Origin of the sequence: Methanoregula sp. (assembly GCF_049518935.1) — an archaeon.
Classification (GTDB): Archaea; Halobacteriota; Methanomicrobia; order Methanomicrobiales; family Methanospirillaceae; genus Methanoregula.
In genome coordinates this window covers 58,942-82,774 of record NZ_JBEKRH010000003.1, presented here as the reverse complement: position 1 = coordinate 82,774, position 23,833 = coordinate 58,942, and the positions used below count along the sequence as shown (strand labels likewise).

19 protein-coding genes are annotated in these 23,833 nt (G+C 47.3%); 11 read left to right on the top strand and 8 right to left on the bottom strand.

The window, feature by feature from the left end:
* Positions 1-191: 191 nt before the first annotated feature.
* On the bottom strand, positions 192-1,670 hold the full coding sequence (locus ABSE13_RS03620; RefSeq protein ID WP_424027128.1) for a PAS domain-containing protein: 1,479 nt from the start codon (positions 1,668-1,670) through the stop codon (positions 192-194).
* Positions 1,671-2,112: 442 nt separating this feature from the next.
* Here ABSE13_RS03620 and ABSE13_RS03615 point away from each other — a divergent pair, with 442 nt between their 5' ends.
* A complete protein-coding gene (locus ABSE13_RS03615; RefSeq protein ID WP_424027127.1) occupies positions 2,113-6,471 on the top strand; it encodes a DUF6531 domain-containing protein in 4,359 nt (1,452 codons plus the stop codon).
* A gap of 194 nt (positions 6,472-6,665) precedes the next feature.
* Positions 6,666-7,259 carry a PH domain-containing protein gene (locus ABSE13_RS03610; protein ID WP_424027126.1) on the top strand — a complete coding sequence of 198 codons (594 nt, stop codon included), beginning with the start codon at positions 6,666-6,668 and terminating at the stop codon, positions 7,257-7,259.
* Between the two features lie 296 nt (positions 7,260-7,555).
* On the opposite strand, the gene ABSE13_RS03605 is transcribed toward ABSE13_RS03610, so the two are convergent.
* The gene (locus ABSE13_RS03605) at positions 7,556-8,362 is read right to left on the bottom strand and encodes a DUF4013 domain-containing protein (RefSeq protein ID WP_424027125.1); all 807 of its coding nucleotides are present in this window, start codon (positions 8,360-8,362) and stop codon (positions 7,556-7,558) included.
* 415 nt (positions 8,363-8,777) lie between these two features.
* Positions 8,778-9,032: a hypothetical protein gene (locus tag ABSE13_RS03600; protein WP_424027124.1), complete on the bottom strand. Its 255-nt coding sequence runs from the start codon at positions 9,030-9,032 to the stop codon at positions 8,778-8,780.
* Positions 9,033-9,170: 138 nt separating this feature from the next.
* Between ABSE13_RS03600 and ABSE13_RS03595 the strand changes: the two genes are divergently transcribed.
* Genes ABSE13_RS03595 through ABSE13_RS03585 form a run of 3 tightly spaced genes read left to right on the top strand, consistent with a single transcriptional unit; the run spans position 9,171 to position 10,527 of the window.
* On the top strand, positions 9,171-9,689 hold the full coding sequence (locus ABSE13_RS03595) for a zinc ribbon domain-containing protein (RefSeq protein ID WP_424027123.1): 519 nt from the start codon (positions 9,171-9,173) through the stop codon (positions 9,687-9,689).
* On the top strand, positions 9,682-10,308 hold the full coding sequence (locus ABSE13_RS03590; RefSeq protein WP_424027122.1) for a hypothetical protein: 627 nt from the start codon (positions 9,682-9,684) through the stop codon (positions 10,306-10,308). Before ABSE13_RS03595 ends, ABSE13_RS03590 begins: the two co-directional genes overlap by 8 nt.
* A gap of 60 nt (positions 10,309-10,368) precedes the next feature.
* Positions 10,369-10,527 carry a hypothetical protein gene (locus tag ABSE13_RS03585; RefSeq protein WP_424027121.1) on the top strand — a complete coding sequence of 53 codons (159 nt, stop codon included), beginning with the start codon at positions 10,369-10,371 and terminating at the stop codon, positions 10,525-10,527.
* A 407-nt stretch (positions 10,528-10,934) separates the two neighbouring features.
* Here the strand turns inward: ABSE13_RS03585 and ABSE13_RS03580 are convergent, their stop codons facing one another.
* A complete protein-coding gene (locus tag ABSE13_RS03580; RefSeq protein WP_424027120.1) occupies positions 10,935-11,876 on the bottom strand; it encodes a polyphosphate kinase 2 family protein in 942 nt (313 codons plus the stop codon).
* A gap of 375 nt (positions 11,877-12,251) precedes the next feature.
* Here ABSE13_RS03580 and ABSE13_RS03575 point away from each other — a divergent pair, with 375 nt between their 5' ends.
* Together ABSE13_RS03575 and ABSE13_RS03570 are read left to right on the top strand one after the other, a co-directional pair.
* Positions 12,252-14,291, top strand: a complete 2,040-nt coding sequence (locus tag ABSE13_RS03575) for a PAS domain S-box protein (protein WP_424027119.1) — start codon at positions 12,252-12,254, stop codon at positions 14,289-14,291.
* A gap of 163 nt (positions 14,292-14,454) precedes the next feature.
* Complete coding sequence (locus ABSE13_RS03570) at positions 14,455-16,701, top strand: PAS domain-containing protein (RefSeq protein ID WP_424027118.1); 2,247 nt, start codon at positions 14,455-14,457, stop codon at positions 16,699-16,701.
* 22 nt (positions 16,702-16,723) lie between these two features.
* Here ABSE13_RS03570 and ABSE13_RS03565 read toward each other — a convergent pair whose 3' ends face one another.
* Positions 16,724-17,128, bottom strand: coding sequence for a hypothetical protein (locus ABSE13_RS03565; RefSeq protein ID WP_424027117.1), 405 nt, complete (start codon positions 17,126-17,128; stop codon positions 16,724-16,726).
* A gap of 730 nt (positions 17,129-17,858) precedes the next feature.
* On the opposite strand from ABSE13_RS03565, the gene ABSE13_RS03560 reads away from it, so the two are divergent.
* Together ABSE13_RS03560 and ABSE13_RS03555 are read left to right on the top strand one after the other, a co-directional pair.
* Positions 17,859-19,202, top strand: coding sequence for a PAS domain S-box protein (locus tag ABSE13_RS03560; protein ID WP_424027116.1), 1,344 nt, complete (start codon positions 17,859-17,861; stop codon positions 19,200-19,202).
* Between the two features lie 511 nt (positions 19,203-19,713).
* Complete coding sequence (locus tag ABSE13_RS03555) at positions 19,714-20,760, top strand: AI-2E family transporter (RefSeq protein WP_424027115.1); 1,047 nt, start codon at positions 19,714-19,716, stop codon at positions 20,758-20,760.
* Positions 20,761-20,780: 20 nt separating this feature from the next.
* Here ABSE13_RS03555 and ABSE13_RS03550 read toward each other — a convergent pair whose 3' ends face one another.
* Positions 20,781-21,518: a hypothetical protein gene (locus ABSE13_RS03550; protein ID WP_424027114.1), complete on the bottom strand. Its 738-nt coding sequence runs from the start codon at positions 21,516-21,518 to the stop codon at positions 20,781-20,783.
* Between the two features lie 100 nt (positions 21,519-21,618).
* Here ABSE13_RS03550 and ABSE13_RS03545 point away from each other — a divergent pair, with 100 nt between their 5' ends.
* Positions 21,619-22,146: a protease inhibitor I42 family protein gene (locus ABSE13_RS03545; RefSeq protein WP_424027113.1), complete on the top strand. Its 528-nt coding sequence runs from the start codon at positions 21,619-21,621 to the stop codon at positions 22,144-22,146.
* Between the two features lie 92 nt (positions 22,147-22,238).
* Here ABSE13_RS03545 and ABSE13_RS03540 read toward each other — a convergent pair whose 3' ends face one another.
* Positions 22,239-22,607: a DUF7490 domain-containing protein gene (locus ABSE13_RS03540; protein ID WP_424027112.1), complete on the bottom strand. Its 369-nt coding sequence runs from the start codon at positions 22,605-22,607 to the stop codon at positions 22,239-22,241.
* A gap of 227 nt (positions 22,608-22,834) precedes the next feature.
* Between ABSE13_RS03540 and ABSE13_RS03535 the strand changes: the two genes are divergently transcribed.
* Positions 22,835-23,233 carry a hypothetical protein gene (locus tag ABSE13_RS03535; protein ID WP_424027111.1) on the top strand — a complete coding sequence of 133 codons (399 nt, stop codon included), beginning with the start codon at positions 22,835-22,837 and terminating at the stop codon, positions 23,231-23,233.
* Between the two features lie 35 nt (positions 23,234-23,268).
* Here ABSE13_RS03535 and ABSE13_RS03530 read toward each other — a convergent pair whose 3' ends face one another.
* Positions 23,269-23,778, bottom strand: a complete 510-nt coding sequence (locus tag ABSE13_RS03530; RefSeq protein ID WP_424027110.1) for a DUF7504 family protein — start codon at positions 23,776-23,778, stop codon at positions 23,269-23,271.
* Between the last annotated feature and the right edge of the window lie 55 nt (positions 23,779-23,833).

The window sequence follows — 23,833 nt, the reverse complement described above, 5'->3', positions numbered from 1 at the left end:
TATTGACACATATCCTCGTGAAAAAACGGTGGACGTCATATGTTCGACATTTTACGCCAGGATTGATTTGAATCAGAATTAAAAAAAAAGCATACATCAAAATCTCCAGGGCGTGATTTGAAAAAATTTACAAGGTGAAATAATTGGCGATCAACCGTATATGCAACAACATCCAATCATGGTATAAAACATTACAATTCCGTTTTCCGGGATTTTTTATACAACCCAGCGGGAATGTGTATCTCGAACCGGGCTCCCGTTCCATAGTTTCCCGTTTCCTTTATCGAGGATTTTGTCATGGCAAGGATCTCGCGTATCAGAAAGAGACCATAACCGGTATGTTCTCCGAACCCACGCTCGAATATCCGTTCTTTATCTTCCATTTTCACGCCAGCGCCATCATCTTCATACAGGATTACGAGATCCTTGGACCTGAATTCACAACGGATTCTTATCTCCGATACGTTTTTTCCGTGTCGCAGGGAATTATCGATGAGATTATGAAATACCTTGATGAGAAGGGGATCCGAAAAAACCCTGATATTCCTGCAAAGAGGATCCCGGATTATCCTGATGTTTTTCATTTCAATGGAGGAACATGATTCGAGGAACACCTCGTCCAGATTTTGCCAGACCGGGGATTTGATGCCAATATCCTGGTATTCCCGGGTGAATTGCACGACCCGCTGGATTCTTTCGGTCGTTGCCAGAAGTTTTTTCACCATCGTATCTGCTGAAGGCGAGAGCGATGACTCTGCAAGAAGGGCGAGGTATCCGGAATAAACGGCCAGCATATTGTTTATATCATGTCTGGTCACGCTGTTAAGGAGGTTCATTTTTTTGTTTGCTTCCCGGATCGCGTCTTCTGACTGTTTACGCTCGGTGACGTCCCGGAGGATACCCCCGGTCAGAAATCCCTGCAGGGTCGGTACCGAGAAAAGGCTGGCTTCAATGTATCGTACGCTCCTGTCATTCCGTCGTATCGAAAATTCCTGAACCGAACTGAGCAAAGGCGATAACCCCGTTCTGGAGAGCTGTGCGTACTGATCCTCAGGAAATACTGGTATTTTCTCGGGTGAATCGGGTCCGGGCGCCAGCCGGTTTAAGGAAAGATCCCAGAGAAAAACCGCAACCGCATCAGATCGCCGAATGCCTGTCATCAGCTCCAGCGAAAGGTTCCATTCGATAATCCGTCCGGATTCGTCGAGAAGAAAAATCCCGTCCTTTGATTTCTCAACAATAATCCGGACTTTTTCTTCGCTTTCAGAGAGTTCTTCTTCAACTCGCTTCCAAGTGCTGATATCACCTATAAGCCCGGTTATCCCGGTTACTTCGCCATTATGATAGACTGGACTCGATATTGACCGTACATGAACAATTCTCCCGTCCTTATGGACAAGCCGGTAATCCGTGGGCCGAATGTTACCGCCCATCACTGCCCGTACGCGCTGGCAGATATATTCCCGTTCATCGGGAGCTACATAGTCGGAAATGCATTTCCCAATCAGTTCACCGGGAGTATATCCGAGCATCGGTTCGACCGCCGGGCTGATGTAGGTCATCCGGGAATATTTGTCAGTTTCAAAAACAACTTGGTTGATGCCTTCAATCAGCATCCGGTATTTTTCTTCCGAAACTTGAGAGGTTGTCTCCTGAACAGGTTCCTGCATACAATCACCATGGTGCCGGCAGGGGATGGGACTATTAGCAAAAAAACCCGAGGAGCCGGATCTGATTATAACAAATAATGACCGTAGTTCAGGATAAATCATTCTTTTTTGGCTCTACTGAATTTCTGACGATAATCATTTTCACTAGAAATTGTTGGGGATACAAAGCCTCTTTAATTCTAATTAAAAGCATCATTACTGGGCCAGAAAATAAGATTGTTTGTTGGTAAAAAACCTGCAAGCTTCGCCTATTAATTTCTTGAATATCCAAGACAATTAACTAATTAAATTCATTTCACAATATTTATAAACGAACTAAAACAAAAATAATTCTGTTGTAAAGATTCAATCTTTACTATATCGGCAAAAAGCAGAATGGACTTCAATAATAATCTGGGTTATTTATTGGTTCTCGCTGTTTTTAGGTCGGAGTGGACATATTATGATTGGAAAAAAAATTCATCAATTTGCATGTGTGCTGCTTGTTTTGGCAATGGTTGCAATTACAATGTCACCAGTATTGGCAGCAGATTCCGGGAACAGCAGCGCGAACGCAACGAGCGGATCCAATGCTCTAAAAGTATTAACGAGCAGTCCGCCTCCCGATAACAAGACGCTTATCTCTCAAGGTGGCCTTTCGCAGGTTTCGCACAAGGCGCACCTGGCAACTGCTGCGTCGGCATCCGGTTCCTGCGTTGGAGATGGCTATAACCAGGGCCTCATGGAAATCCACGCTCCTCTGGGTTCGGGATGGGCAGCAGGGGGACCCTGGGGATGGTTCCATGGTATTGCCAATGGAATTCCAATTTTCACTCCGACAGATCTGAGTGGAGTGACATGCGTTGCGGTGGATGTGTGTGGATGGATCGGCTCACAATGGCAGATCGGGGTCATGTTGCCTGACGGGACTCCACAATATAGTCCGATATTTGATTTCTCCCAATATGCGGCGCCTCCAGGCAAGAATGCGCAATGTTATTACTTATATGATGCAACGTTAGGTTTGCCCTCGATAAATGTACAGTCATTGTTTGGCTCATCCAGCCAGTATTCCAGATCTTCCAATGAGCCGATTAATCTGGCAACAGGAAATTATTTTTACCAACATCAGGACCTGTCCATCCCGGGTCGCGGGTTACCCCTGACAGTTGCCCGTAATTACAATTCCCTGGATTCCTATAGCGGGCCTTTTGGCACTGGCTGGACGTTCAATTACAATATGAACCTGACTGTCATCGCCGGCAATGGAAATATACTGGTGAAAAGAGAAGACGGCCGGAGGGATCTGTATATTCTTAATCCCGATGGTACATATTCTCCCCCGCCGAGTGTGTATGATACGCTAACCAAGAATGCAGATGGTTCCTATACCCTTGAAATGAAAAATCACATTACGTATCATTTCACACCTGCCGGTCAACTGACCGGTATCGTGGATAACAATGGAAATACCATAAGTCTCACCTATACCGGTAATTATCTTACTCAGGTGACGGATTCTTCCGGCAGGAAACTGACCTTTACCTACGATGCAGCAGGACATATCATTTCAATCGCCGATCCAACAGGCCGGACTTCGAAGTATACCTATGATACAAATGGCAACCTGGTCCAGTTTTCCGATGCCATGGGCGGGGAATACAGCTATACGTACGATAACAACCACTGGATGACCTCAATAACGAATCCAAACGGAATCCAGATCATGCATAATACCTATGATGGAAACGGCCGCGTGATCAATCAGAGCAACGCCCTGAATGCTGTATATAACTTCAATTATGATATCAATAACCGGATAACAACCCAAACCGATCCTTTAGGCAGGAAGACAGTTTACACTTTTGACAATAATGGTTGGGAACTCAGTGAGACTGATGATCTGGGCAACACCATCTCGTACGCGTATGATAAGGGAAACAGAATCAGCTCAACTGATGCGAATGGCCATACATCACATTTCACCTACGATGCAGTTGGAAATATAATCCAGGTTGTTGATCCATCGGGGTCTAGCACGAGTCTGACTTATGACTCAAATAATAACCTCGTCAGCGGGACAGATGCATTAGGACGTCAGATAACATTCACCTATGATGCAAACAGCAACCCGGTTAAGGTTACCAATGCAATAGGATCAGTTACAACGTTTGCTTATGACCCCTATGGACAGGTGATTAGTAATAAAGATGCCAACGGGCATGGTACCAGCCTTGCATATGACAACAATGGCAACCCGACTGCCATAACCGATGCCCTTGGTAATAACATCATGCTCTCGTATGATGGTGTCGGGCGCCTGGTTGGCACAGTTGACGCCAAGGGCGGCGTCAGCACATTCAGCTATGATGCACTTGATCATCTGGTTACTGTTGTTGATCCGTTAGGTCAAAGCGCGAGATTTAGCTACGACGCTGCTGGTAACCGGATCAGTTCTACTGATGCTCTTGGGAGAACAACGAGCTATTCATATAATTCCCTGAACCAGCTCACGAAAGTCACTGATGCCTCGGGTGGAACCGTGAATTATGCCTATGACACGGTGTTTAATCTCATAACAATGACCGATGCAAACGGCCATACTACAAATTACGCCTATGATCCATTGAACCGTCTGACCACCATTACCGACCCATTGGGACACAGTACCAGTTACCGCTACGACGCAGTTGGCAATACGCTCAGTATGACGGACAATAATGGAAATACCACCAGTTTCACGTATGATGCGTTAAACCGGCTCACCGGCATATCATACCCTGACAAAACATCGGTGAGTTACACCTACGATGCCATTGGTAACCGGGTGTCGATGGCTGATGGTTCGGGGACAACGAGTTATGCGTATGACGGGATTAATCAGCTGACAAGCGTTGCCAATCCCGGCGGCCGAACGGTAACCTATGGCTACGATGCAGTTGGCAATACCCTCAGGATGACCTATCCTGATGGAAAGGCCGTCTCGTACACCTATGATGGCCTCAACAGGATCAGTGGCGTAACTGACTGGACCGGTAATGTCACAAGTTATGTGTACGATGCGAACAGCAACCTGGCAGGGATGACGTATCCCAACGGGATTAACACCGAATACAGTTATGACAAGGATAACCGGTTGATCAACCTGGTCAATAAGGATAGAGAGGGGATAGTCTCCAGTTATGAGTATACGCGGGATGCTGTCGGGAATCGCGTTAACGTCAATGAAAAGTTTGATCAGAAACATTCTGAAGAATCGCCAGAACAAGGAATTGATAAATCAGAAATCGGATTAAATAACGCATCAAAACAGAACGATAAAGGATCAGACAAAGACAATTCTTTAGTTACCACCTACGGATATGACAACCTTAACCGCCTGAACAAAGTGACCTACCCTCTTGGTAACACAGTGACATATACGTATGATCCCATGGGTAACCGCCTGAGTATGGTTACCGGTGTTGGTAAATCGAGCTCAACAATCAACTACAATTACGATGCAGGTGATGAGTTGTTGCAGGCGGGCAGGACCACGTATACCTATGACAATGACGGGAATCTTATTAAAAAGAGTGAACCGGAATGGACAACCTCCTATAGGTATGATGCTGCCAACAGATTGAGCACGGTATCTATCTCATCCACGTCTCCCATACACGAGCCTGATTCCAAAGATTCCCTGAATGGGAAAGATGCAGATATTGCCAGGAATTCTTCATACGATAAAAATGAAAGTCTCATTGTTCAATTTGCCTATGACGGAGATGGTAACCGTATCGGCAAATCCGTAACCCTTGATAAAAGAACAGACTCTACCCAATACCTGTGGGATGTCAACATGGGTCTGCCACAGGTTCTTACCGAATCTGAGGGAAAAGAAACAGCTCTTTACACGTATGGCCTACAACGAATCTCCACGACTGATCCAGATTCTCGCGGAGGACAGATCTATTATCTGTACGATGGACTGGGAAGTATAGGCAGTTTGAGTGACCGCAAAGGGAACAGTGGAGCCGCGTATTCTTATGATGCATTTGGCGAGCTAAATCCTGCATCAGATCATAATGATCATGATTTCTATTTCAGTGCGGATGATCACTCTGATAATGATTTCCTTTACCGGGCTGAGCAACAGGACCCCGAGACTGGATTGATATTCTTACGAGAGAGGTACTATGATCCCAGTATTGGACGTTTCATTACCAGGGATTCATTCCCGGCTGACAAATATATAACTCATGATATCAACAAATACGTCTATACGGGAAATAATCCTGTGAACCGGATTGATCCAACAGGCAGAATTGAGGGGGACGATGATCTGGCGGTTCTGATCGCAGGAGGCATTGGGGGTTTAACTGGCGCATATATAAACGACCTTAGTGATAATAATCAGGCAGGAAAAACTGGTTTGAATGTATTAATGCCGACTTCGAGTCCGGTGGTTTACGGAGTAGATATAGTAGGTAATGCTGTATCTGCAGACTTAGGATACAATGCCGGACTCATATCAGCAGAATTTCTAGGAGCCTATGGAGGATTCGCAGAGGGAAGTTCAGTTGCAATTGAAGGTACTACTTTCACAAATGTTGGTGCCGAATATTTAGGAGGAAAGCCGATCAATTGGAATGTGGCTGCATGGGACGCTACCATTAGTGTAGCGAGCGATAGGCTCTGGAGTGGAATACCAACAGGCTCCCCCGGGATTACCAGTCAATCAATACAATCAATAGGTAGTACTTTCACGAGCTATGGTGTAGGGCAGGTGGGTTTTTCAAACTATAATTCAAATAATAACCAAAATGCGTGCATGTATTAATAAAATAAATAAAATGTGCTTAATTTTTTATTTATCTAAGAAATTTACGAAAAATACCAGCGAATATGATAAAATTCAGATCCTATCTGAGCGTGGGGAAAATTCGTGTCACACCACATTCAGTTGTAGGATGTATATGTTTTTTACTGAATGTTTAAGGAGAATTTATTAGATCTCTAAATTAATTTATCTCTATGAGTTATCTTACAGAAAAATACAAAGTAATACTTGAAAAAGAGTTTGAAAAAAGTGTTAATCTTTTACCTAACGAGAATATTGAATTTAAAAATAGAGGCATCCTTTTTCGAGGAAAATTAATTGTACAATCTCCTGGTATTGTTGTTTTGACCAATAAAAGAATAATTTTTTTTATTCATTCTTCTTTTGGTCCAAGCGAATTTTTATACATTCCACTAAACGCAATATCAAGAATGAATTTCAAAACCCTCGGGTTCCTTAGAAGCGGTCAAAGAGCAATAAGCCTTGAATATGACAACAAATCAATTTTATTTTCTATAACTTATGTTCAAAAATATTTGACAAGCATTGGTGGACCAAAAGAAACATTAAAATTTTATATGTTGTTAAAGGAAAAACTACCCGAATTCATTGTTGATGAGACTAATATTTCGATAAAAGCCTGGGATCATTATTTGCTTTTGGCGGGGCTTCTGGCTGGGGGGTTGATTGGATGTTTTTTTGCCGGAATTGGTGGAATTTTGTTTAGCTTGCCAAGCGCCGGATTCGGATTTTTACTCGGTAAAATAATCAATAAACTAACAAAATAGGAATATCTCTGCCGAGCTCTTTTTTGCTTCACTGACTCGGTTTTCTTTTAAAAAAATTTTACTATGCCCTCCCTGCTCCCGATCACCATCTCGCCTCGTCGGTCCCGCAAATCTCCAGGTGTGCCGTGCCCGTTATCGATCCCCGGTCCCGGCCACAGCCACGGCGCCGGTGGGGATGCGGTGTCGGCCCAGGTCGCGGGGAGCCGGGCCGTCCTTACCCGGGAGAAAGTGGGGCTCGGGAAATGCCTGGCGCCGGATGAAACGAGTATAAATTCACACAATGAAAAAAAATTTTATTATTGGACCGCAGCACCCTGCTGGATTTCCCCCTGCTCGTACACAAGGGTAAAGTATCGGTCTGTAAGGATGAGGAAGAATGGATTGATAATCATGATAAGAATCCAGCCTACAAACGGGATAATAGACAGGCACGCACGGATAATCCAGAAGGCCGCATAGAGTACCACAAGAACGATGAGCGCGGTGATATATGAGAGCCACCCCATCGTCCTGATAACCTCCGAGATCTTCGAAAATCGTATTCCCTCCCGGATACTTCCGGTTCGGGCGAATCGTATCGATCCCAGAACTGCATAAAGGAAAAAAACAATAAGAAAAACAAAGGCAAGGAGGATCATCAGGATCATGGTGATTACCGAAACTACAGCAACAATACCGGTCGAGCCTTTCGCTATCTCTGTATCAAAGAAAATAATCCCAAGTCCGGCGAGTATTGTGGCAATAATGGGCAGGAACCAGAGGAGTGTGACGATGCTCATTTTCAGCCCATCAATAAAGAGCTTTTTCCAGTTGTCAAACTCCGGAGCTGGTTTTATGCCCCGGTAAATCCGGACCTCGTATCCGGCGAAGAAAATCATAAGAAGCAACCCGGCGACAATGAGGATTGCAATCTGATCCCAGTGGACGAGCTCCCAATGGAACGTTTTCGTTGTCTTGTCAATGATCTTTTGGGGATCAAATACAAAATTAATCAGAGCGAAGGGAAGGCTGATAAGGATGAAGATCATCCAGCGACCCCACTTTCCCACAAGAGCCTCTTTTGCGTATTCGAACGAATCCGTTATCATCGCGCCGTAATCCATGTAATCACTAAAATAATCTTAACTGCAAATATATTAAATGATTTAAAACAAATTGTGCTATCTCTTCTTTTGTTTACCTAATAGCGATTTCCATGATTATGTAACGCAAGAGAAAGCGATTTTTCTACTTTAATCACAATTAACAATATATTAGTTTCCTTTAATTACAATTAACGGAAAGACCAAATTGGGGAAATTGACCCCTTGAAGGAATTGGTTTTCGCTATCGTTAGCCCCACATAAGAAGACTGTCCGATGCAAATAGACATTGGAAAAATTTTGATGAACTGAAATATTGGTCATATAGACCTCTGTCAAGTTGTCGGCAATTCTTGAGAAAGTTATCCCGAAGAAAATGGGTTGGCTGCCGAAGAATTGACAGAACCGTAAAAATCTGCGAATTGAGATAACTTTTTTATTTTTTCTTCGCTGCGATCCTTTTCAAAATTGTCTCTATATATTGCTCTCCGTCATCGGATTTGAGCCATTCAACGACCTGATCTTTCGGGGTTTTATCGCGGTTATCAAAGTAGAAAGTAATTGCAGTATTGATTAAGGCTGAAATTGACGATGCTTCTCCGGCTTTAACTGAGTCATGCATTTTTTTGAAGGGGGCAGGATCACAACTAAAACTGACCCTCTCCTTCGATTTTCCGGAGATTTTCGGCATGATAAATACAGAGTAGTGAATGCATATTTTGTTGGTTGGTTAAAGATACTGAATAGATACATACTTTTTTGTATTGTAAGGCGGAATTAAATCTATTGATAATAGTCATTGCATTTCGGTATCCGTTGGAGGAATAACTTGGCAAAATTTTGTCCCGAATGCGGCAATCCGATTGTAGAAAGTAATATGCCGTTCTGTCCTAAATGTGGAGCGAAACTTCCGATTCCTTCAAATGAATCGCAAATACCCGCAAATCAACCACCCCCCGTTCAGCAACTACCACAACTGATAGAGTACGTGCCACCGGTAAGCAACAATTCGTATGGTGCAAACCTCGCGAAAAAACCAACTCCAACTATCGCTGACAGACAGATTGCTACGTTCATCCTGTTGAAAGAACATGAAATTCGACTGCTGCAAGAAAAGTTCAGTAAGGAGAATTCCCATATCGGGCTAGACTTCCTTAAGATTGCGGGAGTTATTTTAGCATTTTTTTTCTGGATCGCAGCCGGTTACGGAACCCCGGGGTTTGTGATAGGTGTATTGATTTTTTGTAGTGCAAACATTTGGACCTACTTAAAATCCGAGGCAGCCAAGAAGACAGAAATTAAATTAAATTCAGCAAAAGCCGAATTGGAGAAGATGAAGAATGCGTAACGTAACCTGGCTAATTTTGATAACCTTGCTCCTCAGCGTAATCCTAGTTGCAGGATGTACAAGTCTTGTCGGTCATAAGTACGAAGTTCGAGGGCAATACTACGATTCCGACCCATCGGTTCCTTTAATACAACAAAATCCTGATGTAGTCGGCGCAATTATTCAATCGGGAGGAAATATCAAAAACTACAATGATTATCAAGATCTGTATAATCAGTATAATTATCAGTGTATTTCATTAAAAAATGAAGGAACTGCGGCGTTCACCACCGCCCAATCCGCTGCTGCTGGAACTTCTAGCACAGAACAATTACTTAATTACTACTCGATGGCAAAAGATGCAATTCAAAGAGAAGAGAATTGTCAGGCGTCAATTCGTGTTATTCAAGAAGATCAATTATCACTTGCCTTATATCAAAATATTCAGATCAATACCGATGAATTGAATCAGAACATGCAGATCAGTCAAAGTGACGAATCTAAAGAAATAGCTAATTATAACAGCATTGCTTCAAGTTTTAATAATGCAGTAATCAGTTGTCATAATGACAATCAAGTGCTTGGAAATGATGGTTTATGCCATGACATCCGTGAGGCACCGAATATTTATTTTGCGTGAAGTTTGTGAAAATGATATGCATCTTATTTTTTCCGTCTCAAGTAGCTAAATTCGGTTGGTATGAAAAACTCCAATAACGCCCGATCCCGGTACGGGTGCCTGCGTATCCTTGCAAGATCGATGGTTCGCGGTCACCATGCCCCCCAGTTTGGCGATCTCGGTCCAAACGTGTCAATGTATACCCAGGTCGAAAAGAACCTGCCTTTTGCCGTAGGGTAGTCCGCTGTCCCGACCAAGATGGGCAGTTATCATATCGATCTCCTCCGGCGATCCGGTCCGGAATTCTCTGGCGGTTTTGTCGGTATAAAATTTTCCAAAATTTTGTATTTTATGTCGTTCCTTTAATAATAATTAAAAGCTGTCCGCTAGGATTATCCGCTAGGATTGCCAAATCTGGCGTTTATTTGAACCCGGAAAAAATTGAGAAAATTTTCGTGGGAAAAAACCGGAACCGGAAACCGGAGATCCGGAACCGGATCGCCGGATAGGCAAGATCACAAAAAATATGCCCCCTTACGACAACTACAATATGTAAGAAAAAAAAGACTGAAATTTAACTATATACGACGCACTTATGCATATATCACAGTTAACTGTGATTGTTTTAAAAAAAATATTTGAAAAAATCAGGCTTTTTTTCCGCCACTCCTCTTTTCCTCCTTCCTGGTACTGCCGGGGCCCTCACTCTCATTCTCCATCTCAGCCTTTGCCTTGAGCAATGCCTCTTTCTCTTCCGAAGTGACTGTCGGGTATGCCAGATGAAGGCGGTCAAGTGTCCGATGAATTACGGAAACGACGGCAAGCCGGGTGAACCATTTATGATCGGCGGGGATGATGTACCAGGGAGCGTGGATGGTACTTGTATGGTTGAACATATCCTCATAGGAATCCATATAGTCTTCAAAGCAGGCCCGCTCACGGATATCTGCGGCCGAAAATTTCCAGTTCTTATCCGGTTCATCGACACGCTGGAGAAACCGTTTCTTCTGTTCCTCTTTTGAAACATACAGGAAGAATTTCAGTACGATGATCCCGTTATCCGCCAGGTATTTTTCAAAGTTATTGATCTCTTCAAACCGCCGGGTCCAGATATTCCGGTCACGGAGTTGCGGGGGCAGATGCTGGCGATCAAGAAATTCCGGGTGGACCCGGACGACAAGGACTTCCTCGTAATATGACCGGTTGAAAATGCCGATATCGCCCCGGCGGGGGAGGGCAATACAATTCCTCCAGAGATAATCGTGATCGAGTTCCTCAACGCTCGGGACCTTGAAGCTGGTGACCTGGACACCCTGAGGGTTCACACCGGACATCACGTGTTTTATCGTGCTGTCTTTCCCGGCAGCATCCATGGCCTGGAATATAATCAGCAGCGCGTACGTATCCTGCGCATACAGCTTATCCTGCTGGAGGGACAGGAGAGATATACCTGCAGCAATAGCTTCCCCGGCATCTTCCTTTGACATGAAATGGCCGATATGGCCGGGATCATAGTCGTTCCGGAGATCAATCTGTTTCCCCGGGGGAACGATAAGGGAGTCCAGAAGGTTATCCATCTTTTTTGTCACGGTATGCACGCTCAGTTTTGATCATTGTCAGTAATCCCGAATGAAACCTCCGGCTTGATCCTCCGTCCATCGATCCTGAATGGTCCCAAACCGGGGATCGCCATCACTATCTTTTCATGCCAGGTATCACGACAGTAATTGTCACACAACACACCGGAAACGGACGTACAACGCAGCATCAGGATTCCCGTAACAACAGAAATATGCCATTACTGGAGACTGACAAACCATACCTGCTCCTGAAGGGATCTGATCAGACGGAGCAGGAATGCCCGCTTGTTCATACAATACGTTTATGTGGGGCAGCGCACGAACTCCATTACAGGTTATAGCACCCTGAACGGGGATCCGGGTCAGGGGTACTGGGGGTCTGATATGAATTCATATGAGATATCTGCACAAGAGGGAACTCATGCGGATTTTATTTACAGAATCCTCACAATCGCTTGTGGAACAGGAACCGCACTGATTGGTATTCTCGGTATTGCCGGCATAATTCTCACGTTCCCGCTGGTTCCCGCGATCGGTTCAATAAACCTGCAGATAACCTTCAGTGCGGCACTCACCTGGCTCTTTCTGGGAAGTGTTCTTGCATTCCATGCACACCGGCCACTTCAGGGAGGAATACGTGCAGCCGGTGCGGCGGTTCTTGGCTTTCTGGCGATCGGGGCCGCTCTCGAATTTCCCTATGCATTAGCCGGGAGCCACTTTATTTTTGGGGACATATTGGGACAGGTGGGTTCCCTGATCTCCGGATACCAGGTCACTCCATTATCACCGGTGACGGTGGGACTCATTATCCCTGTTTCTGTTATCTTACTTGTCCTTCTTTTCGTGCCCGATCTTTCCGACAGGCATCACAATCTCCGTGACCTCGTCGGGATCATTGGTATAATCACGTCATTCATCAGCATCGTCTTCATCCTCTCCTACCTCTACCAGGCCCCGATATTTTCCGGCTCGTCGATCAGTCCGATCACATTTCTCTCAGCCTGCGCTCTCTTTCTCATCGGATTCGGCCTGATGACAGCCGTCGGGCCCTCCGCTGCTCCCCAGGCATATCTTACCGGAAACTCGACCAAGGCCCGGCTTCTTCGTACATTCATTCCCCTCACCCTGATCATCATCCTTTCCACAGAACTGCTCCAGATTTATTTCACTTCAATCATCAGGACCAGCAGTGCCATCGGGCTTGCATTGATCATCCTTGTCTTCACGCTTCTCACCGCATTTGTCGTGGGAAGCATCTCCGGCAGCGTAAGTACTGAGATCGATCGGGCAGAACAGAAACGAATGGAGGCCGAGGAAGAACTCCGGAAGACCTATAACCAGCTCGTGGCAAGGGAAGAAGAACTCCGGCAGAAATATGAGGAACTTCGCAGGGCGGGATTTGAGCTCAGCACGAATGAGAAGGAGTACCAGTCAATTCTCAGGACGGCAATGGACGGGTTCGGCGTTGTCGATATAAAAGGGGGATCGTTTGTCGATGTCAACGATACATTCTGCAGGATGCTGGGGTATACCCGGGACGAAATGCTGCATATGTCACTCCATTCCATTGAGGCTCAGGAGACCGCGGAGGAAATTTCCCGTCATACCCGGGAAATTCTCGAACGGGGATTCGATCGGTTCGAGACAAAATACCGGTGCAGGGACGGCAGGATCATCGATGTGGAAGTCAGCGTAGTATATGCAGGGCCCCAGGTCGGCCAGTTAATCACGTTCCACCGGGATATAACCGAGCGAAACACGCGGGATAATGCTCTGGAACAGGCAAAAAAGAAACTCAGTCTCCTCAACACCGTGACCTTTTCCGATATCCAGAATGCACTCTTCACCCTTATGGCCTACCGCCAGATGATAAGAGAGAAAGTAACCGATGAAAAGATCGTTTCCCTTATGGGGAAGGAAGAAATTTCAGTCCAGAGGATCTCCGATTCACTGAATTTTGCAAAAAGTTACCAGGACATTGGGATCAAACCACCTCAATGGCAGAATGTCAGCCATGTGTTCCTTCTTGCCATATCCCATCTGGATTTCCTCAGGATACGGCATACAATACAGCTGGACGGGCTTGAGGTTTTTGCTGATCCGCTGATGGAGCAGGTTTTCCAGGTGCTTGCCGATAACATTCTGAAACATGGCGTGACGGCAACAGAGGTCACGCTCCGGTATCGGGTAATCGACCACAAGCTGATGCTCGTTGTCGAAGATAACGGCATGGGTATTCCGGAGAACCTGAAAACTACCATTTTTGAAAGGGAGTTCCAGAAAAAACGGGGACACTCCTTGTATCTTGCAAGGGAAATTCTGGGCATAACCGGTATGACTATCCAGGAAACAGGGGAGCCGGGAAGAGGTGCACGATTCGAGATTCTGGTTCCCGGTAATGGTTACCGGTACAGCAAACCCTAGCTGAAGGGTTGACAGAATTCCCGAATACCCGGAGGGCCCGCATTCCTTCCGATCCGGTTAATTATTTTTAATCACTCCGTATCAGAATCCCTGAAGTAAATTAACAATGCTTATCACGAATTGCTGATAATTTCCCCTTATCGGATCACCCCGGGGATTCCTGATGTATAAAATCCTGTATGTGGATGACGAACCTGATCTGCTCGAGCTGGGACGGATATATCTTGAATCCTGGGAAGATTTCACGGTCGATACCCGCACATCTGTATCAGACAGCCTTCCCCTATTGGGTGATATGCAGTACGATGCAATCATCTCCGATTACCAGATGCCTGGAACAGACGGTCTTGAATTCTTAAAAAAAGTCCGGGCGGACTACGGAGATCTTCCGTTTATCCTGTTCACCGGCCGGGGCCGCGAGGAAGTGATCATTGAGGCCATCGATAACGGTGTTGATTTTTACGTCCAGAAAGGTGGGGAACCACAGGCCCAGTTCAGGGAACTGGCCCATAAAACGAGAAAGGCGCTTGAACGCTGGCGGGCGATGGATGCCCAGAAAAAGGCTCATGAGATCATTCATGCCCTGTTGAATACCCCCCCGGAGGTTTCCCTGCTCATTGACACCAACGGGAAAATCCTTGGTCTCAACACTGCAGCGACAATCCGTTTTGGCAAGAGTGAAGAAGAGCTTGTCGGATCCGATGCTTACAATCTGTTTTCAACAGGCCTTGCGCAATTCAGGCGCGAGAACGTCCAGGAGGCGATCCGTGCAAAAAAGCCACTCGTATTTTACGATGGCCGGACAGGACGAATGTACGAGAATCATATCTTCCCTATTATCAGTCCTGAGGGGGAAGTACGTTCGGTTGCCATCTATTCGAGGGATACAACAGAAGCGCAGCAGTCCCAGAATGAACTGAGATCTGCCTACGATCAGCTCGCCGCTGCACAGGAGGAACTGCGATCCCGGTATGACGAGCTCAGGCAAAACCGCGACAATCTCAAGGAAAGCGAGGAAAAATACCGGATACTTGTCGAACATACTCAGGATGGTGTATTCATTGCACAAGATGGGAGACTTGCATTCGTCAACGGTTCATTGGCGCAGATCATCGGGTATACCGAGGAAGATCTGGCCGGTCGGCCTATAACGGATGTGATCGCCCCTGATGACCGGGAACGGGTTCTTACACGGCACCGGGGAAGGATAAGGGGGAAATTCCTGCCGGAAACCTACGAGTTTTCCCTGTTGCACAAGGATAACAATACCCGTATACGGGTCAGAATGAACGTCGGGACCGGTACATACCTGGGCGGTCCGTCGACTATCGGTACCGTCCATGATCTGACGGCAGAGAGAGCGCGGGAAGAAGAACTCCGGGAGAGCGAGAGGAGGTTCCGGAAGATTGCCGATGCCACGGTGGAAGGCCTCCTGATGCACAGAGAGGGAATTATTCAGGAAGTAAATGCAAGCGCATGTGCCCTCTCGGGATACACACGGCAGGAGTTGATCGGTAAGAATATCATGGATCTCTTTGCGCCGGAATCCAGAGAACTCGTAACAGAAAGGCGTCTCTCGCGATCGGAAGAACCGTACGAGGCGTTTGCAGAGCGCAAGGACGGGAGCAGGTTTCTCGGGGAGATGCGATCGCAGAATATCATATACCATAAAGTGGCGATCCGGCTCACATCAATCCGGGATATCACCGCACAACGACAAGCCGGGAATTCCCTGCGGGAGATCAATAAGAAGCTCCATCTCCTGTCCGGGATCACGCGCCACGATATCAAGAACAAGCTGACCTCGCTCCTTGCCCTGCTCGATCTCGCCCGGAATGCGAACGATAACCGGAAGATGCGGGAATATATCGATCGACTGATCTCCATCACCGAGACGATCGACAACCAGGTAGAATTCACCCGCGATTACCAGGAACTGGGAATCCTGCAGCCGGCCTGGGCGAACGTACACGAACTGGTCAGAACTGCGGCAGCGGGTGTGGATCGGGGAAAGATCCGCCTGATCAATACACGGGACAACCTGGAGATTTTTGCCGATCCGTTAATCGAGAAAGTCTTTTACAACCTGCTCGATAATGCAGTGAATTACGGGGATACTCTCACCCGTGTCACCATCCATTCAGAAGAGATGCCTGACGGGTTCAGGATTATTGTGGAAGACGACGGGATTGGGATAAAGGACAAGGAAAAGGACCGGATCTTTGAACGTGGGTTTGGGATGAATACCGGATTTGGCCTGTTCCTGACACGGGAAATTCTTGCCATCACCGGCATGACCATCAGGGAAACCGGTATACACACGCAGGGAGCACGATTTGAGATCAGCGTACCAAAAGCGGCCTGCAGGGTAAAATCTGCCAGGAAAAAACCAGGAAAGAAAAAACCCTGACAGGAGAAAAACCTGATTCTCTTCAGGGTGAACTGGTTCTGCATGCAGGACAGTTCAGCCCGTAATCATGGTAGATCTCTTCCCAGGGTGCAAATCCGATACATACCGCTGGTTTGGTATTGTGAATCCGACAGTACACCTTCCCATCTCCGTTCCTGAAATAAAACGGACAGTGGTGCAGGGTACGGCCTTCCGGATCCACCCAATATGAGATCTGAATAACATCCGGGAGATCATCAAGCGATATCTCCGGGACATTCCTCCCGCGGCACTGCCTGCCATCGCGAAACCGGATTGCTACGTGCTGGAGGATATCGGAGCGCCGGGCAATGATCCAGGGAACAAGGTCTTCAACAATCCCCTTCTGGTCCCATCCCCACTTCTCGCAGCATGTGCCGCACAGCGGGCATTCCTGATCCCCGCCCATGGCTTCTCTTCCGGGAATATTGGCCCGGGAGGAGTATTAGATTTTGGTCAGGATCAGCGGGAACGGGGAAGGTGAAAAACACTGATCGCGGATACGCAGGAAACGTGCAGACCCGGAGAGATCCGGGGGCGGGTATTTTTAGCAGGATTTTCCTATCCCTGAAGTTTTCCTGCGATATTGAATGAGATACAGATTTCACGTGGTAAGATCAGAAAGCATATATAACAAAATGTCAAATAAACTTTACAAATACTTGTGCCGAATGGCACAGGTATTGCAGTACAGCATAGAGAACAACAGAACACGAGCAGCAAGAACACCTGTGAAACACCGGTTGCGGGATGCACACCCGCAACCGGGTATTTTAGAAATGTCCACCCTCCAAAGGATATGGCAGGGCAATCCTCATACCAACCCGGACCGGTCCGTGCGGAATCACGTGCGGGCCGGTTTTTCATCACTTCCTGTCGGGCAGACCGGTGTCGGCATATGATGCCCGAAGGTCGCGGATTTTGCACCAGGCTCAAAGAGATATGGCCGTGAGTCCAGAGACGGTCCTGCGCGATCTCTGAAAAATCCCCGGGATATTATCCAGCCGGATTTTTTTGTTTTTTGTTTTTTTGTTATTGATAGATCCCGGGGAAAAATCATATTGATTATATATCCTCAGTATAAACAACAATTATAATTTTTTCACTCACAGGTAATACCATACCAGAATGTATGCCATATGATGCAGGATTACCAGCATGTACTCGGGCAGATCAGGGAACTGCTCAAGAAAGACCCGGATGGCATGAGTGTAACCGATCTCTCAAAAGCCCTCGGGAAGAATAAGAATACCGTTGGGAGATACCTGGACATCCTGCTCATCTCCGGCCAGGTGGATATGAGAACCTACGGAATGGCCAAAGTGTACACCCTGTCGCAGAGAGTCCCGCTCTCGGCCATGCTCAGTTATTCCCGAGAATTGATCATGGTACTCGACGCAGACTCCCGTATCGTGGATATCAATGATAATTTCCTGAAACTGTTGCACCTTTCCCGACAGAATACCGTAGGAAAAAACCTCTCGTACATCAGTCCCCCGGATGTCGATGTGCACGAGATGCTTGAAACGCTTTCTACCGGGTTTCCGGAACATGACCACCAGATCACCTTCAGTCTTAAGGGGAAAGGGGAGCGGTTCTTCCGGCAGAAATCCGTCCCGACGGTCTTTGAAGACGGACGCAAAGGCCTCACCGTCATATTGGAAGATATCACCGGGCGGATCATCGCTGACCGGGATATCCGGGAGAGCGAGGAGCGGTTCAGGATGATGGCAGAGAACATCCAGGACGGCCTCCTGATCATCGAGAATGACAGGCACATCTTTTCCAATAACCGGATCACCGAGATCACCGGTTATTCATTTGAGGAACTGAAGACGATGGAGCCCCTTGCCATCGTGGCACCCGAATGCAAGGAAAACGCCGAAAGCCAGATTAAAAACCTGAAGGAAAATCCTGAACGATGCGGTGAACTCCAGATGTGGATCATTACAAAAGCGGGTGAGCGCAGGTTTGCCTATGTGCGGGTCACTGCGGTCCGTCACCACGAAACCTATTACCATTTCATTATTTTTACCGACCTCACCGAGCTCAAGCAGCAGGAAGTCCGGCTGCGGGAGAGCGAACAGCGATTCAGGATGATGGCAGAGAACATTTCAGACGGCCTCGTTGTTGCGGAAAACGGGAACGTGGTATTTGCAAACCGGCGCATCTCCGAGATCACGGGGTACTCCCACGAAGATCTCATCAGGATGAAATCCACAGATCTCGTGACACCGGAAGATTACGAACGTCTTGATGAGATCATCCACAATACGCGTCCTGATTCAGGGACACCCTCGCAGTTTACGGTATGGATTAAATGTAAGGACGGTAGTCGCCGCTGTATCCTGGGAAGGGTCACTGCTGCATGGCAGGAATCGATCATGAGTACCTATATCACCATGACCGATATTACGGAGTCCACAGAGCGCGAACAAGCCCTGCGGGATCGTCTTGCCGCACTCCAGCAGCTCCTCACGTGATTTTGTGAGTTTTCGTCCACCCTTTTTTGCAGATGGTTATTTTCTGACACCCGCTAATAACGTAAAAATCCCCAGGATTCCCGGTTATTAAACTTCAGTATGCCGGTCCGGTTATCTGTAATAATTATGTATAATCAATAAAACAGAAGTTTACAGATTTGTCTGCCACGTCATACCAGAAGAATCCCTGCTATGGACAAGGCAAACCGGAATGAAAAAATGATCTCATGCGATCAACCGGGCAGCTGACCGCCGTGATTTTGATGATATGGATCCTGGAGTGTAATGGATCAAAAAATGCATTGTCGGCTGAGTTACATAAATAATATTTTATCCACATTGAACAGGGAGAAAATACCCATGATGTGGAAGACCATAGTAAAAAGCGCAAGGCTAAAAATGACTAATAATTCGCAGATTCCCGATCACGGCCGCGGAAAATCCGATTGCGAGAGGGGAAGATTTGTATGATTACCCATCAGATAACATCGCAACCATGATTCCTGCGGATATGTCACGGACTGAGAGGATGCTCCTGATCGTTGCGCTCCTTTTCATCATTGTCATTGCAGTGAAAATGACCTCTTATATTGTCAGCCTCTTCCTGATGGCGTTTGTCATAACAATGCTCGCCCTGCCGACGATGAACTGGCTGAAATCAAAGGGGTTTTCCGATTTCTTATCGGTGATGGTAATCACGCTTCTGGCCTGTCTCATTGTCATCGCTTTCATTGCCCTCACTGCTCTGTCATTTCATACCCTGATCACTGATCTCCCCCAGTACCAGAGCGACCTCAACATGCGTCTGGCAGATATAACGAAACTCCTCGCTTCTGTGGGTTTTGCAAATGCGATGAGCACTCTCCCGACATTCAATATAAGCGATATAATGAACATGGGGATCTCCGGTGCCATGAGCATTGCCGACACACTCATGTTCCTCTTCTTTGTGGGAGTGACGTCGTTTTTTATGCTCCTTGAAGCCCCCCGGCTGACGCAGCGCGTTGAAGAGAAGTTCGGCAGGGATTCAGAAACCGTAAAGAAACTCTCCCGTATGACGGGTTATGTTGCCGACTTTATCGTCGTGAGAACAGAAACGAATTTCATTCACGGATTCCTGTTTGGAGGTTTCCTTGGGATAATGGGAGTCCACGGTGCTATATTATGGGGCGTCCTGACATTCCTGCTTGGCTACATACCGTACTTCGGCCTCATTGTCGCTGCAGTCCCGGCTCTCTTTTTCGCATGGCTCCAGTTTGGTGTGCCGGGAGCAGTTGCGGTTATTGTCGCAGTCGGGTTCCTCAACCTTGTCGTGGAGAACCCGGTCTACTCATTCCTTACCGCCAGGAAATTCGAGATGCCGGCGCTGATCGTGATCCTGTCCGTGATCATCTGGGGCTGGCTGCTGGGTCTCGTCGGTATGCTCTTTGCCATCCCGTTCACCCTCATGCTTCTCCTCACTTTTGAGCTCAGTGAAGATCTCCGCTGGATCAATGTAACGCTGGGTGTCAGCCACCTGTTCGAAGATGGATATACATCAAAAAACCAGGAAACATAGTTCCTTAAAAAACAAAAAATTTACTGGATTTCCTTGACGGCTACTGCAAAATCGCCATCCCAGGCAAGAGTTACCTGCGAAGTCCCGAGAACTGTACCGGTATCGGGATCCTTTGCCACGACCGTGATGATGACCGGCGCAGCCGTCGAAGCGGATTTATCGGTGAAGGACCAGTAGAGTTCTTCCCCATGGTTTGTTACCGGGTTCTTCAGCGGATTGACTTTATAATCCGGGGCATTCCATGAGAGAAATTCACCATATGTCGCATTCCAGGAGAATATCGCATCCGCAGCAGTAAATCCGGATGTTGTTATGGTCAGGCCGACACCGGGAGTAGAGGACATCAGCGGGCTGTAGCGCTGAGGTGTGGCCGTGATGTGGATGGAGGTTGCATTCCCGGGTGATGGATGAGCAGACGGGGCCGAAACAATGCTGCAGGTGCCATGGACACATCCGCAGCTGCCTGCCCCGCAATCCAGCGGCCCGGCACAATTCATGGTACACATTTCATTACATACGCCCTTGTTCTCTGTGCTGGTGCAGCCGGTGGGATGGCAGCACTGGGCGGGCACGCAGTCTTCGTCCCGCGTACAGCCCGACACTGCCGGGGGTGGGACTGTGGTAGTACTTATAACAGGTGGCGGCGGGGCACCGGATGCCGGGGCGGTGCTCCCCACGGGCTGTTGCTGTACGGTACAGCCAGCGATCATTACTGCAGCGATGCAGACCAGAATGAGGGCTGGAAATCTCTGATCCATGAGAGAACCTTGGTGAATGAAATAATAAAGCCAGCGATGGGTGCGAAAACTTTTGGAGTCAAAGATATTTTATTACCCTCGTGGAAGTAATCTATCTATCATGAAAGTCCCACCCCAATGGCAGAAGAACACCATGATTGTTGCCGGGCTTCTGGTTATCATGGCATTCCTCCTGGTTGCCACCGGTTGCACGCAACAGGCCCCGTCCACGACAACGACAACACCGGTGCCGGTAAGCTCATCGACAGCGGTTGTTCCGGGCACTACTATCCAGCAGACACTACCCGCATCAGATGGGGGAAAAATGGTCACATTTACAGAATCAGATAACGGCGCAACAAAAGAGATTGCAGCCCCGTCACAATTTGCGATCCAGCTCATGGAAAATCCGACCACCGGGTTCTCATGGAATGCAACAGCCAGCCCGGGCCTTGAGATCCTCTCTTCTGATTACAAGGAAAATTCCCATCCGGATGGCATGGTAGGTGTTGGCGGAACCCATACCTGGATCCTTATATCGAACGATTCAGGGACATACACATTCAATGCGGTCTACAAGCGGCCATGGGAAGCCACGACCGGCAATGAGAGCGGATACAATCTTACCATCAACGTGGTTCACGCTTAACACCATCTCCCAATTTTTTAGTTCGCGGATTTACAAAAAAAAGGGGGGGGTTCCCACCAACCTCACCCTGCCCGTATGGCAGGATACCACGATCAGGGCAAAAAGTCCGCATCGGTCCGGTAATGTCCGGAACAATCCCCATCAAGCGTTGTATCGAACGTCCGGGATTCCCCGGGCCCGATCGCGCCGACATACAACGTCTTTGCGTCCCGGATCGATCCTGTATCCGTATCGATAAGGGAAAGACTAAGACTGACCGTATCCCGTGTCGTATTGCCTGAATTATATGCATACCCGGAGACACGTTCGTAACAACCAAGTCCGACCGAGAGATCATCAGAGGATGAGTAATGCGCATGGAGATCTCCGGAAACGCTGTCCCGTACGACCGTATCCACGCAGCCGGAGCCCAGCAGGAAAGCTGCCGTGAGAACAAGAGCCACAATACCGTATGATTTCATAGGACTGTATCCCGCCGGGAACACCGGCAGTATTTTATAAACAGATTTGTCCCCCCGACGATTCAATGGTTTCCATCCCATCAAGATGGTCGGGAGGATCGATTGGCATCGTTCGCTATTCCGGTAACTATGGTTTTTATGTGACCTCGATGAAACAGGGAAATACCCTGGCATCCATCCCTTCGAGAAGTAATGTTAATACAATCCGGCACCGAACGCTTAAACATATGAAATATATTCCTGTCACAATACCGCATTATGCTTGTGCGCTCTGCCTCTGTGTTGTACTTGGCCTGATGATCATTGCCTGCGGGTGTACCCAGCAACAGTCCTCTCCGGCCCAGAACACATCTGGAGTGACGGTCACCAAGCCGGATAATACCCATATCACCGTTGCGTTCGTAGGTGCACCCGGGATGGACAGCCTTCTTGAACTGGAGATGACGGTAACGGACAGCAATGGAAAAAGTGTGACCATGTCGAAGGGGTCCCGGCTTGCTACAACACCTATCCAGATCCACGCGACCCAGACATTCACGGGATCCTATAGTGGAAAGAATCACGTATTCATCACGGGATACTTTTCCAACGGTACCCACAGCGTAGTCGTTGACCAGGACATCTGAAGCCCGGCCAATTCTTTTTTATCTTCCGGTTTTTTTCACAGGGGGGTTTTCTCGGTATCAATAACCTCGTCGACAAACGTTGTCAGCTGGAGGAGGACATCCGGGTCAAGTCCCTTTTCCACGGCAAGGAAAACCCCGGAAAAATGCATCAGGCGCAACCTGTTTGTTATGAAATGGATGAATTTTGTGATGTTCTGCGAGGAGATGTAGATCAGCATGGAATTTACCGAATCCAGTAACACACACATCTCCTTTCCCTGCAGTTCTTTGAGAGTTTCGGTGATCGCAATCCCGATATCAGTCAGGTTTGCCGGATTGTTCACAAAACGGCAGTTTTTCACCGGCTCCGGGTCATGGCCCAGAGCATATTTTGTCACGGCATCCACGATATAGACATTATCGATGGCAATCCCGTTTTTTTCATAGTTTTTTCTCAGGATATCGGACAACTGGTTGGTTGTGATAACCAGCACATAATAATTCTCATCGGTGAGATTTTTTATGAGCTCGATATTCCGGTGCCGGATCTCCGCAGGCGAAGACATGATCAGAAACAATTCTTTTTCCTTTAGGTTTTTCAGGGAGAATGTCACTGGTTCT